Here is a 10,833-nt window from a genome sequence, read left to right on the forward strand (position 1 = left end):
TAGCATGAGGGCTTCTGCAAGATATACACCGAGGAGGTGAGACCCATTACCGCTACAGACCAGGTCGGGTGCTCTCTTCTCGCGACCGAGCGGATGACCCGACAGGGGTGACGCGGAGAGCGCCGATAGGCATTCCGAAAGGCGCTCTTATGTCAATTTCTCAATCAGTTTTCCCAGAATCAGCTATCGTCTCCAAACTTCGAGCCGCGGGCTGTGTCTTCGCCGAAGACGAGGCGCGGCTTCTCCTCTCGGCCGGCGCCACTCCTGTTGAGCTGGCAAGGATGCTCGACAGGCGAATGGCCGGGTTTCCACTTGAACACATCCTTGGTTGGGTTGAATTCTGTGGTCTGCGGATAGCTGTGGACACCGGCGTCTTCGTGCCCCGCCGCCGCACAGAATTCCTCGTCCATGAGGCCACCGCCCTCACCGCGCCGGGGGCCGTCGTACTCGACCTCTGCTGCGGCGGTGGCGCGCTGGGTGCCGCGCTGAGCGCAGCGGTAGGCGGGATCGAGGTGTATGCCGCAGATATCGAGCCTGCCGCGGTGGCGTGTGCCCGCCGCAACTTGGCCGCTCAAGGCGGACGCGTGTACGAGGGCGACCTCTTCGAGCCACTGCCCGATGCACTGCGGGGAAGCATCGACATCCTGCTCTGCAACACGCCCTACGTGCCCACCGAAATGATCGAGACGATGCCTCCGGAGGCGCGCCTGCACGAGCCACGTGTGACGCTCGATGGTGGCCCGGACGGACTCGACGTTCAGCGGCGAGTGGCCGCAGACGCGGCACGGTGGCTCGCGCCGGGCGGCCACCTCCTCGTTGAGGCTAGCGAAAACCAGGCACCACGCACCGCTGAGCTGTTCGAACACGGCGGGCTGATCCCGCGGATAGCCACTTCCGAGGAGCTATATGCCACCGTCGTCATCGGAACGAGGCCATGCTCCTAAGGTGACAGAGCGGCCCGCTATGAACTCTGCACTATCGTGTTCCAGAAGAGCCGGCTGAGCCTGTTGTGCCTGCTGGAGGTTCGGCTTGTGGCACACAAGGTGGCGGCCGTTCGCCGTTGTCGCATCATTGAACAAATCGGTTCAGTGTCATATAGTGAACTTCATGGTTCAGCAACAGGTTCTCGACCGGGTGTTCTCGGCTCTGTCCGATTCGACGCGCCGCGGAATCCTGGCCCGGCTCGGGGAAGGACCCGCGACGATCGGAGAGCTGGCGGAGCCCTTCGTCATGACACTGACCGGGCTCAAGAAGCACGTGCAGGTGCTCGAGAACGCCGGCCTCGTCACCACGGCGAAAATCGGCCGATCGAGAGAATGCCGGCTTGGCACGGAGCGATTGGACGACGCCATGCAATGGATCACGCTCTACCAACGACTCTGGGAACGCCGACTCGACGGCCTCGAGGCCTACTTCACCCTCCAGAACGGAACAGACCAATGACCGACACAACCGAGACCATCGGACTGACAGTGACACGCCTCCTCCCCGCCACACCGGAGCAGGTCTTCGACGCCTACACCGACGCCGAAAAGCAGAAGATCTGGTTCAGCATCCTCGACGCCGAGCCGGGGATCGTGGAGATCGAGGTCGACCTCCGCGTAGGCGGCGAGCAGACAGCCGTGTGGGGGCCCAACCGCGGCGAGCTGTTCCGCGAGACGCAGGTGTTCAAGCTCATCGACCGTCCGCACCGGCTCGTCACCACCTCCACCGGCAGCAGCCCGGACGGTATGACCATGACGACAGAGATCGAGATCACCTTCGAGGAGCAGGACAGCGACACCCTGATGACCGTCGTGCAAAGCGGCTTCCCGAACGTCGAGATGCGCGACTTCTTCAAGGCCGAAGCCTGGGTGGGTGCATTCGACCGCATCGAGGCCTACCTCACCCGCAACAGCAGGTAGGGACGGAGCACGAATAGGGAACCCCGGAGACCTCCAGATCCCGCGGTACCCGACACGCACGTGACAGCGGCGGCAATTGTTCAGCCGCCATTCTCAACGGGACACTTCGGCCGTCGAAAATCGACGGATCCCCAGGATTCGCTCCACTGGAGAGTTTTCACGTGAAAAGTGTCCGGGTTGTCCACCGGCTTACGGGCGGTGTGACTCAACACTGCGCGTCCTGGACAATACGGTCACAGCCGGTCAGGCTAGCGTTGATCCTGCGGTGGCAAACCGTCCGGCTCGGAAGCAATCAAAGAATTTTTCGGCTTGTGTCGATCTGGCCTCGCGCCGTTCGACCTGTGGGTGAGAAGGTCGAAGGGCGACCTTCCAAAACCAAGGAGTATCAGATGGCCAAGTACATGCTGATTATGCGCGCGACGGACGAATCGTTCGCGAACTTCGCGAACACAGACTTCGCGGAGATCCTGGAGAGCATGGGCAAATTCAACGACGAGCTGATCCGCGCCGGCGTACTGCTGGCGGCCGAAGGCCTGGACGATCCGAACGAGGGCGTCGTCGTCGACTTCACCGGCGAAACGCCGGTCGTCACCGACGGCCCGTACGGGGAGACCAAGGAACTGTTCGGCGGCTACTACATCCTCGATGTCGCGTCGAAGCAGGAAGCCGTCGAATGGGCCAAGCGGGCACCGCTCACGGCGGGCAGCAAGACCGAGATCCGCCGCGTGACGACGGTTGACGAGTTCCCGCAGGACAACAAGTGGATCCAGAAGGAACGCGCCTGGCGCGAGCAGACCGCACAGCTCTGACCCGGCGGTGAGCACGACCGAGGCGCGGGGCGCCGTCGAGGCGGTGTGGCGGATGGAAGCTGCCCGCATCGTCGGCGCCCTCGCCCGATACACGGGCGACTTCTCGCTGGCCGAGGATCTCGCGCAGGAAGCCCTCGCCGAGGCGCTCGTCTCCTGGTCCGTAAACGGCGTGCCGTCCGAACCGACAGGGTGGCTGCTCACCACAGGCCGCCGTCGGGCCATCGACGCCTTCCGGCGGCGCGCCGCACGCGACGAACGGTATGCCCTCCTCGCCCGAGGCCTTGAGGGCTCGACGCCCGGAACGGACGCGCTTTTTGACCCCGACGCGATCGACGATGACGTGCTCGGGTTGATGTTCATCTCGTGCCACCCGGTGCTGTCGAAGGAGGCGCGGATCGCGTTGACGCTGCGGGTCGTCGGCGGACTAAGCAGCGAAGAGATCGCCAAGGCGTTCCTGGTGCCGGTGGCGACGATCCAGGCACGCATCACGCGCGCCAAGAAGACGCTGGCCGCCGCGCGGGTGCCGTTCGCTGTGCCCGAACGGCAGGAGGTGGCCGAGCGGCTCGGCTCGGTGCTTCAGGTCGTCTACCTGATCTTCACGGAGGGCTCGTTCGCCTCGGGCGGCGAGGAGTGGATCCGCACGGATCTGGCCGGCGAAGCGCGCCGGCTGGCCCGCGTGCTGGTGCGGCTCGCGCCGGAGCCTGAGGTATTCGGGCTGCTCGCGCTGTTGGAACTCACTGCTGCCCGATTTCCAGCCCGACTCGACGCGTCCGGCCGCGCGGTGCTTTTGGAGGACCAGGACCGGCGGCTGTGGGACCAATCGGCGATCCGGCGCGGACGTGCGGCACTGAAGCGGGCCGTGGGGGCCGGACGTGGACTGGGTGCGTACGGCCTGCAGGCGTCCATCGCCGAGTGTCACGCGGTGGCTCGTTCTGTTGCAGAGACCGACTGGCAGCGGATCGTCATCCTCTACGAAGCCCTCGGACAGCTGACACCCTCGTCCATCATCGAACTCAACCGTGCCGTCGCGGTCGCGATGGCCTCCGGTCCAGCTGAGGGGCTCATGCTGGTCGACGCGATCGCGTCACGGGGCGAACTGGCCGGCTCGCACCTGCTCCCCTCGATCCGCGGCGAGATGCTCACGCGACTCGGTCGTCGAGACGAGGCCAGGGCCGAACTCCTAGCGGCCGCTGAGCTGTGCGGGAATGCCGCCGAACGCGCGGCGCTCGAGCGCAAGGTCGACGGCGTCAGCCGACTGTAAGGGTGGCCGCCTCCGGACCCCACGACGCACGAAGACCCCACGAGTCGTTACCCGGGCTGCATGACACGATCGCCAGCGCCGATGCCACCAAAAGCCGGCACAGACCTGGCGGCGATCCTCACCGGCCGTCCCGCTGAGCGTTGGCGGATTCAGGCGGTCATTGCAACAGGAGTCCTTCGATCAGTTCGATCGGTTTCCTGAACTCTAGTCTTTTGCGCGGCCGGTCGTTGAGTTCCTGGGCAACCCAGTCGAGGTCTGCCGCGCTGTGGATGCCCAGGTCCGTGCCCTTGGGGAAATACTGGCGCAGCAGGCCATTCGTGTTTTCATTGATGCCGCGCTGCCAGGGCGAGTGCGGGTCGCAGAAGTAGATCTCGATGCCGGTGTCGATCTTCACGCTTTTCCAGTCCTGCATCTCGATGCCCTGATCCCAGGTCAGAGAATGCCGCAGCGCATCGGGGAGCGTCTTGATCTTCGCGGCCAGCGCATCACGCATCTGCTCTGCTTTGTATCCATCCGGCAGATGAACGAGCATCGTGTAGTTAGTGGTTCTCTCCACGAGGGTCCCGATCGCGGACTGGTTTCCCTTGCCAATGATTAAATCGCCCTCCCAGTGCCCTGGCACGGCCCGGTCCTGAACCTCGGGAGGACGCTCGGAGATATTGATCATTCCAGGGATCCGGTTCTTGCGCTGGCCGGCCTTGCGGCAGGGCTGCCTGACCGCTCGTCCGGTGCGCAGGCACGCGGTCAGATCACGCTTCAGCGCCCCGCGGGACTGCACATAAAGGGACTGGTAGATCGTCTCGGGTGACACCCTCATCTCCGGCTCATCGGGGAACTCAACCCGGAGTCGTCCTGCGATCTGCTCGGGTGAGTACTTCTTTTTCAGGTCCTCTTCCACCTTCGCACGCAGCACGGTGTTCGTGTGCAGTTTCGCCGGTTTCGGCCGCGAGGCCCGCTCATACGCCAGCGCGTGGGCCGAGGTCGCCCGGTAGGCGGATCCGGCCCTGGTGTTGCGGCGCAGTTCCCGGGAAACCGTGGAGGCCGACCTGCCTATCACCGTGCCGATCGCCCTCAGGGAACGTCCCTGGGCGCGCAGTACCGCGATCTCCTCACGCTGACCGAAGGTCAAACACCGGCCCTTCAGATCCCGGCCCCGCCGGGGCCTGACCCCGCCCGCCTCGACCAGGACCCGGCGCCCGGTACGCCGGCTCGTATTGATCGGCAGAACAGCGTCCGTGATGAAATCACCGGCCTGCATCCTGGCCCAAAAGACCTGCAAGAGATCCGGCCTCAGATAAATCGAATACCCCGCCATGACAACACCCATCCGCTAAGTGTTGCAATCACCGCAAGAACCCAAGGTTCCCCAACCGGGCAGGGCGGCGGTGCAGACGACTTCGAACATTCTGTGCAGTCGAGTCGAAAAATGACAATCAAGATCCGAAATCTCCCACTGGAGGTTGCGCCGCTGGGCGACCGGCTTATGGGACGGTGGAGTTGCTGCGGGCAGGAGAAGAGGCCCCGGTGGTACTGGGGCGCCCGGGCCCATTGTCCTAAAGGTGAAGGTGCGACGCCCATGGCCGCTGCCGCCATTTGGTGCCGGGGCTTCCTCAGTTCGGGAGGGTCACGGTCCGGTAGTCGTAGTAGATGTAGTGGTCGCCCGGGCCGCCTGTGGCAAGCAGGCCCAGGCAGCGGCCATTGATGGCCATGACCACTCCCTCGATCCGTCCATTGAAGGGCTCGTCCGCGACAACGTAGTCGCCGATTCTAAAAGGATTCCTGGACATGGTGTTCCCCTTTTTCTGGCACTGAAATGTTGGTAGCGGACTTGCCGGAGCGCGTGATTTCTGCCTGCCGGTCCTAAGTTTCCGGCCCGGGTATCTCCGCGTCGTGGACGTACCGGTCGACGGCGGCTTCGCTGACGCGGAAGGAGCGCCCGAAACGCGCGGCGGGCATCGCACCGGAGCGCACCAGCCGGTAGATGGTCATCTTCGAAACGTTCAGGCAGGCAGCCACATCGGAGACCGTAAGATATGTGACCCTTGAAGAATTTCCTCCGGACATCTCCCCACCGTTCCTTCACCGCTGGCGTGGCGCTTGGTTGCGGCCAGCCTTTCTGCAACTGTAGGGGCCAGCGGGGCTGATGTGACAGAAGAGGAAGCTAACGACTTCATGACGATCTGCCGCGTGAAAATCACCGCCATTCCGGCGAATACCAACGTTCTTACGGCGTGAACTGCCGTCCGGCGTCCAAACGCTGCCACTTTGATGTGGTATTGGAACCTTTTCGTGATTTTGCGGTGACGCTTGAGAGCCGCACACAGCTTCTGGTGTCTGCAGACCGGGCCCTCCGCTACGGTCACGTTGTAGATCCGAACGGCATTGTTTGGGAAATCGCGCACAATCCTGGCTGGCGTATCGATGAGGACGGCGAGTTGGCTTTCGGCTGAGTTGCCCTCCGGGCGTTCGCTGACAACAGGGCGGCCAGGTGCTGCGCGACTCTGTTCCATCGCCTTCGTTCAAGATACCGTAGGGGCCAATGAGGGTGGACGCCACCGGATCCGGAAGTAGGAGAAGGCAAATGACTGGGAAGTATGTCGCGACCTCGACGATCACGATCGATGCGCCTACAGATCGGGTGTGGGCCGTACTCACCGACCGTGACGCGATCAAGGAGTTCATGTTCGGCACGGATGTCGAGACCGATTGGACAATCGGCGCCCCGATCGTCTGGCGCGGCGTTTGGGAAGGTAAGGAGTATGAGGACAAGGGTGTGGTCCTCGAGTTCGACCCCGGCCGGCGACTCGTGAACACGCATTTCAGTCCGCTGAGCGGCCAGGATGATATGCCAGAGAATTACCACACGCTCACGTGGACACTGGCGGGTGAGGCCGGCATGACGGAGCTGACGTTGTCGCAGGATAACAACGCGAGCGTTGAAGGAGCCGAGCACTCGAAGGGTATGTGGGACAACCTTGTGAAGGGCGTGAAGACGGTCACTGAGCGAGACTAGGCATTATTGCCGGTCCCGGAAGCCCGTTCAGCGTTCCTCTCCGGGCACCCGTCAACTGCCGGTGACCTCTACGCCGGACGCTGCTAGCTTGGGCCTGGGCGTCCGAAGCGGTTGCCCACGGATACGGCGGTCGAGCCGTCGTCAGGAGATCGAGGCCTTCACCAGTTCGACGACTTGCTTCTCCACCACTGGGCTCCACTTTTCAAGCGCGTACGACACCGGCCATATCTCGCCGTCGTCGAGGTGAGCAGCGTCCTGGAACTCCAGGGTCGAGTAACGGGCGTTGAATTTACCCGCGTTCTTGAAGCAGAAAACGACCTTGCCGTCCGCATTCGCGTAGGCCGGCATCCCGTACCAGGTCTTCGGCAGCAGCCCCGGCGCATTCGTCACCACCGCCATGTGTACGCGCTCGGCGAGCACGCGATCTTCCGGCGTCATCTTCGCGATGCTCTCGAGGACCGCCTGCAGCCCATCCGCCTTCTTGGCGCCCTGCTTACCCTCGGCGCGCAACTCCGCAGCGCGCCCCTTCATCGCGGCATGCTCCTCTGCTGAGAAGCCGGCGGATTCGGACTTGGCATTCTTGGTGGGCATTCTTCGCTCTCCCTTTTGTGTTGCGCGGAGCTGGTCGCCGCCGCCTTCTGTAAACAGGCTATGCCCGGCCGCGCTTCGGCGCTTCTTCATTCCTGCTCAGAGCACAATCCCCCTGAGTGCACCGTTCACCCTTCGGCTTATGGAACAGCGAGGTGCAGGTGGCCCCCTGAGGCCTCTGCAAGACTCTGAGCATGACGGAACTACTTCAAATGTCCTGGCTGATCACCCCATCTATGGTCGGGCCCCGCGTACGGGATCAGCTTCTGGAGTGTTGGCGGGAGGTGTCCAACGCCGGGGGTGCGGTGGGCTTTCCCTTCCCTTGGTTTCTGACGAGCAAGTCTAATCTTCGGTTGACGCTATGGTCCGGTCCCTGGACCAGCGGGTAAATCGCATGCTATTGGCTACGGTGAATGGCAAACTGGCCGGCTGGCTGCTCCTGGCCGGTAATTCGAACGAGCTCACAGCTCATTGGGCGCGAGTTCTGCGGGTCCAGACAGCCCTGGAATTCCGAAACTGCGGCGTCGGGCGCGCACTCATGGACGAGGTAGCCCGGGCGGCGACCGAGGATCTCGCACTTGAACAGCTGCACCTCGAATTGCGGGCAGGTATGGGCCTCGAGGGCTTCTACCAGTCGTGCGGTTGGCGCGAAATCGGACGATGGCCCGCGGCCCTCCGGTTGCCGTCAGGGGACAGAGACGAAGTGCTTATGGCGCTGGCCTTGCATCGCAGATCCGAGGAACCCGTTGGCGTCCGCTAGGGGTTCCGTAAACGGAACGGCAAACACCGCCATTGCTACTGGCGTCGTGCAGCGTCAGTCGGAACGTTGGCGCTGGAGTGCCCGCATCGAAATGACCATGAGTCTGCCCGTTCCGACAAGGGTCAAGAGGACCGTGAAGACGGCGAACTGGCCGAGGAACATCAGTAACGCCACTGTGAGAGTGCCTGTGTATGTCAGGGCAAAGGCAAGAGTTGATGGGTCAGGCATCAGTCGTCACCCCTGATCCCCTCATGCGCTGGCGTGGTGACAGGCGAAAGCGGCGGCCACAGTTCCTGCACCAGTGTCCTGAGTTGTACAGGGCGGAAGGGTTTGGTCAGGTAGGAGCTGGCACCGGCGGCGATGCCGTCGAGCTCATCAGCGGTCTCCGCCGAGGCGGTGATCATGAGTAGCGGAGCCTTTGAAAGCTTCCGAATGGCGCGCGCCACGTCGTGGCCGTTCAGGTCAGGCAAGCCCAGATCCAGAGTGATCAGCGCCAGATCCAGTCTCTCGGCCGCGCATAGGCCTGCCGCTCCGGTTGCTTTCGCGTGGACCTCAAAGCCGGCGCGGGAGAGGATCAGGCAGAGCAGGCCCTGGATATCCGGGTCATCTTCGATGACAAGGCAAATCCCGCGTGAATTCATGTGGTCCCCCCGGCCAATTCCTCACCATTCTATGGGTCGGTCCTCCCTGTGAGCGACATCGGTCCCTGGGGCGGGGGAGCGTGGGGGCAGGCGCCGGTACAGCGTGGTGCGTTTCAGGCCGGTCTTGGCGGTAATCTCCCGGAGGGAGGAACCGCTGGCCCGGAGCCGCAGCGTGTTCGAGCTTGTCAGCATCGACCACGGACGGCCGCCCGGTCCGCCGGCAGTTGGCCGTGGCCACCGCCCGCGCGTGCGCAGCGCGCTCGGCCGCGTAGGTTCGTTCCATCTGCCCGAAGAGTGCCAGCATGACCAATGCCAGCTCGCTCATCGGCCCGTCCGGCTCGGAGGTATCGATGGCAAGGGGATCTGCCAGGGTCCGGACGCCGACGCCGCGTTCCCGGAGGTCATGGATCAGGTTCGGGGTGTCTTTGACGGCCCGTCCCAGCCGGTCCAGGGTATGGACGATGAGAACGTCGCCGGACCGGGCATGGCGGAATGCTTCCTGGAGCCCTGGGCGGTCCGTGGTGGCGCCGGACTTCTTATCGACATGAATGTGTGCGGGATCAACGCCGGCGGCCGCCAGGGCGTCCAGCTGCCGGGCCAGATCCTGTTTCGCTGTTGAGACGCGCGCATAGCCAATGTCCATGCCTGGAACCGTACCGAATGTTGTGGCTGTGACGGGTCATTGTTGCGGGACTTTCGGGACAACTTCCGAGACAGCCAGGTTACGCGGCATTCCGCAGATCCCGATCAGTGGGGAAGTGTCCCACCGGGGGTGTCCCGGTTCCAAGGATGTGGGATGGTGATTTCATCCTGTTAGCGGCTCTTGTCCGGTGCGCCAGGCTCGGTTTTCGAAAGGTCACGGCTCAGAATATGTTCAGAGTGTTCGTACGCTCTGTTCTTCGAATAGGGAGAGCCGTAGGCTGAGGCCACCATCCGGAGCCCGCAGAAGCTGAGGGAACATTATGACCATTCCGCCGCAACGCGAACCCGCACCGTTTCCACCAGACCCGGTTCCTGCGCCTGGGTCCCCGGACCCGACATCGCCCGCGGCGCCGGAACCGGTTCCTGACCCTAGTCCTGGTTCACCTGACCCGACATCCCCGGTGCTACCGGGTCCGGGGCCCGTCGTCCCGGATCCAGGACCACCAACCGAAGACCCCACGCATAGGTCCTGAAGACCCCACAGACAGATCCTGAAGGCAGCGGCCGGGGGATGGGCGCGTCTTAGCCGGCAGCGGCAGGCTCACTGTGCCCGTCGTGTGGTTCATTTTTGTGCCGTGCCACCTGCAGATGCTGCTCCAGCTTCGACTCAGCGTCACGGCGCCGCTGACCCACTGTGCGCAGCTCCCGCGTAGTCGGCGTGCCCGGGTGCGGTACGGCCTCAGCCACCTCGCGGGGCGACGGCCGCAGCAGGCCCGCTTCCTCGTTTTCGCTCATAATCGGATCGTCCCACGTCACCGCGAAACTGCAAAGGCTGTGAGGCCTGTTCGCTCAACCCCGGGAGACTCGGACCGGACGACCGGATCCATGAACAGCGGAGGGAGCGATGTCGCCGCAGTTCATGGCTATCTCCAGGAGTCACCGGATCGCGGTTGGATGGTCAGGGTGATGTTTTTGTGGAACGTATTTGCGTAGCCGGCCTTGGGCGGGTTGCGTGCCGGTGGCGCTGCCTTCGGCGTCCGCTGGAGTTGTTGTGGCCGCCGTACCGGTGAGGGCGTCAGCGTAGGTGGGTCGGGCGAGCCCGTAGTGCCGGTACAGCCTGTGCGGCCGTATGGTTTTGTGAGACAGCTTGTTAGGAGCCCTTCTTCACAATGACCGACCGTAAGAGGTATAGCCAGAAGTACAAGGACGACGCCG

At 63.6% G+C, this 10,833-nt stretch carries 16 protein-coding genes; 8 read left to right on the forward strand and 8 right to left on the reverse strand.

Translation table 11 applies throughout. The features are described from left to right. The first annotated feature begins 149 nt into the window (after positions 1-149). From ABIB26_RS18565 to ABIB26_RS18585, 5 genes are all read left to right on the forward strand, one after another. On the forward strand, positions 150-944 hold the full coding sequence (locus ABIB26_RS18565) for a putative protein N(5)-glutamine methyltransferase (RefSeq protein ID WP_354246445.1): 795 nt from the start codon (positions 150-152) through the stop codon (positions 942-944). A 163-nt stretch (positions 945-1,107) separates the two neighbouring features. Then, positions 1,108-1,443 (forward strand): ArsR/SmtB family transcription factor, encoded by a 336-nt coding sequence (locus ABIB26_RS18570; protein ID WP_354246447.1) that lies wholly within the window; start codon positions 1,108-1,110, stop codon positions 1,441-1,443. Beyond that, positions 1,440-1,904 (forward strand): SRPBCC family protein, encoded by a 465-nt coding sequence (locus ABIB26_RS18575; protein WP_354246450.1) that lies wholly within the window; start codon positions 1,440-1,442, stop codon positions 1,902-1,904. The genes ABIB26_RS18570 and ABIB26_RS18575 overlap by 4 nt, the downstream gene beginning before the upstream one ends. Before the next feature lie 389 nt (positions 1,905-2,293). Further along, positions 2,294-2,713 (forward strand): YciI family protein, encoded by a 420-nt coding sequence (locus tag ABIB26_RS18580; protein WP_354246453.1) that lies wholly within the window; start codon positions 2,294-2,296, stop codon positions 2,711-2,713. A gap of 7 nt (positions 2,714-2,720) precedes the next feature. After that, positions 2,721-3,974: an RNA polymerase sigma factor gene (locus ABIB26_RS18585; RefSeq protein ID WP_354246456.1), complete on the forward strand. Its 1,254-nt coding sequence runs from the start codon at positions 2,721-2,723 to the stop codon at positions 3,972-3,974. Between the two features lie 157 nt (positions 3,975-4,131). On the opposite strand, the gene ABIB26_RS18590 is transcribed toward ABIB26_RS18585, so the two are convergent. The 3 genes from ABIB26_RS18590 to ABIB26_RS18600 all read right to left on the reverse strand — a co-directional run bounded on the left by ABIB26_RS18590 (position 4,132) and on the right by ABIB26_RS18600 (position 6,038). Continuing rightward, complete coding sequence (locus tag ABIB26_RS18590) at positions 4,132-5,301, reverse strand: IS30 family transposase (RefSeq protein ID WP_354246459.1); 1,170 nt, start codon at positions 5,299-5,301, stop codon at positions 4,132-4,134. Between the two features lie 283 nt (positions 5,302-5,584). Then, complete coding sequence (locus ABIB26_RS18595; RefSeq protein WP_354246462.1) at positions 5,585-5,761, reverse strand: hypothetical protein; 177 nt, start codon at positions 5,759-5,761, stop codon at positions 5,585-5,587. Between the two features lie 73 nt (positions 5,762-5,834). Beyond that, positions 5,835-6,038 (reverse strand): helix-turn-helix domain-containing protein, encoded by a 204-nt coding sequence (locus tag ABIB26_RS18600; RefSeq protein WP_354246464.1) that lies wholly within the window; start codon positions 6,036-6,038, stop codon positions 5,835-5,837. 212 nt (positions 6,039-6,250) lie between these two features. Here ABIB26_RS18600 and ABIB26_RS18605 point away from each other — a divergent pair, with 212 nt between their 5' ends. After that, entirely contained in the window at positions 6,251-6,424 is a 174-nt protein-coding gene (locus tag ABIB26_RS18605) for a hypothetical protein (RefSeq protein ID WP_354246467.1), read from the forward strand. 131 nt (positions 6,425-6,555) lie between these two features. Further along, positions 6,556-6,987 (forward strand): SRPBCC domain-containing protein, encoded by a 432-nt coding sequence (locus tag ABIB26_RS18610; protein ID WP_354246470.1) that lies wholly within the window; start codon positions 6,556-6,558, stop codon positions 6,985-6,987. Between the two features lie 141 nt (positions 6,988-7,128). Here the strand turns inward: ABIB26_RS18610 and ABIB26_RS18615 are convergent, their stop codons facing one another. After that, complete coding sequence (locus ABIB26_RS18615; protein WP_354246473.1) at positions 7,129-7,578, reverse strand: iron chaperone; 450 nt, start codon at positions 7,576-7,578, stop codon at positions 7,129-7,131. A gap of 358 nt (positions 7,579-7,936) precedes the next feature. Here ABIB26_RS18615 and ABIB26_RS18620 point away from each other — a divergent pair, with 358 nt between their 5' ends. Further along, positions 7,937-8,335, forward strand: a complete 399-nt coding sequence (locus tag ABIB26_RS18620) for a GNAT family N-acetyltransferase (RefSeq protein WP_354246476.1) — start codon at positions 7,937-7,939, stop codon at positions 8,333-8,335. Positions 8,336-8,389: 54 nt separating this feature from the next. Here the strand turns inward: ABIB26_RS18620 and ABIB26_RS18625 are convergent, their stop codons facing one another. From ABIB26_RS18625 to ABIB26_RS18640, 4 genes are all read right to left on the reverse strand, one after another. Continuing rightward, positions 8,390-8,563 (reverse strand): hypothetical protein, encoded by a 174-nt coding sequence (locus tag ABIB26_RS18625; protein WP_354246479.1) that lies wholly within the window; start codon positions 8,561-8,563, stop codon positions 8,390-8,392. Further along, positions 8,563-8,976, reverse strand: coding sequence for a response regulator transcription factor (locus ABIB26_RS18630; protein WP_354246482.1), 414 nt, complete (start codon positions 8,974-8,976; stop codon positions 8,563-8,565). The genes ABIB26_RS18625 and ABIB26_RS18630 overlap by 1 nt, the downstream gene beginning before the upstream one ends. Continuing rightward, positions 8,939-9,619, reverse strand: coding sequence for a recombinase family protein (locus ABIB26_RS18635; RefSeq protein ID WP_354246483.1), 681 nt, complete (start codon positions 9,617-9,619; stop codon positions 8,939-8,941). The genes ABIB26_RS18630 and ABIB26_RS18635 overlap by 38 nt, the downstream gene beginning before the upstream one ends. Before the next feature lie 581 nt (positions 9,620-10,200). After that, positions 10,201-10,413, reverse strand: coding sequence for a hypothetical protein (locus ABIB26_RS18640; RefSeq protein ID WP_354246486.1), 213 nt, complete (start codon positions 10,411-10,413; stop codon positions 10,201-10,203). Between the last annotated feature and the right edge of the window lie 420 nt (positions 10,414-10,833).

Source organism: Arthrobacter sp. UYEF20, assembly GCF_040546335.1.
In the GTDB taxonomy this organism is placed as follows: Bacteria; Actinomycetota; Actinomycetes; order Actinomycetales; family Micrococcaceae; genus Arthrobacter.

Excerpts from the sequence above, each read along its gene's own strand:
- ABIB26_RS18565 (WP_354246445.1), top strand. The coding sequence starts at position 150 with ATGTCAATTTCTCAATCAGTTTTCCCAGAATCAGCTATCGTCTCCAAA.
- ABIB26_RS18640 (WP_354246486.1), bottom strand. The coding sequence starts at position 10,413 with ATGAGCGAAAACGAGGAAGCGGGCCTGCTGCGGCCGTCGCCCCGCGAG.
- ABIB26_RS18580 (WP_354246453.1), top strand. The coding sequence starts at position 2,294 with ATGGCCAAGTACATGCTGATTATGCGCGCGACGGACGAATCGTTCGCG.
- ABIB26_RS18615 (WP_354246473.1), bottom strand. The coding sequence starts at position 7,578 with ATGCCCACCAAGAATGCCAAGTCCGAATCCGCCGGCTTCTCAGCAGAG.
- ABIB26_RS18595 (WP_354246462.1), bottom strand. The coding sequence starts at position 5,761 with ATGTCCAGGAATCCTTTTAGAATCGGCGACTACGTTGTCGCGGACGAG.
- ABIB26_RS18570 (WP_354246447.1), top strand. The coding sequence starts at position 1,108 with ATGGTTCAGCAACAGGTTCTCGACCGGGTGTTCTCGGCTCTGTCCGAT.
- ABIB26_RS18625 (WP_354246479.1), bottom strand. The coding sequence starts at position 8,563 with ATGCCTGACCCATCAACTCTTGCCTTTGCCCTGACATACACAGGCACT.
- ABIB26_RS18575 (WP_354246450.1), top strand. The coding sequence starts at position 1,440 with ATGACCGACACAACCGAGACCATCGGACTGACAGTGACACGCCTCCTC.
- ABIB26_RS18630 (WP_354246482.1), bottom strand. The coding sequence starts at position 8,976 with ATGAATTCACGCGGGATTTGCCTTGTCATCGAAGATGACCCGGATATC.
- ABIB26_RS18635 (WP_354246483.1), bottom strand. The coding sequence starts at position 9,619 with ATGGACATTGGCTATGCGCGCGTCTCAACAGCGAAACAGGATCTGGCC.
- ABIB26_RS18600 (WP_354246464.1), bottom strand. The coding sequence starts at position 6,038 with ATGTCCGGAGGAAATTCTTCAAGGGTCACATATCTTACGGTCTCCGAT.
- ABIB26_RS18590 (WP_354246459.1), bottom strand. The coding sequence starts at position 5,301 with ATGGGTGTTGTCATGGCGGGGTATTCGATTTATCTGAGGCCGGATCTC.
- ABIB26_RS18610 (WP_354246470.1), top strand. The coding sequence starts at position 6,556 with ATGACTGGGAAGTATGTCGCGACCTCGACGATCACGATCGATGCGCCT.
- ABIB26_RS18620 (WP_354246476.1), top strand. The coding sequence starts at position 7,937 with ATGGTCCGGTCCCTGGACCAGCGGGTAAATCGCATGCTATTGGCTACG.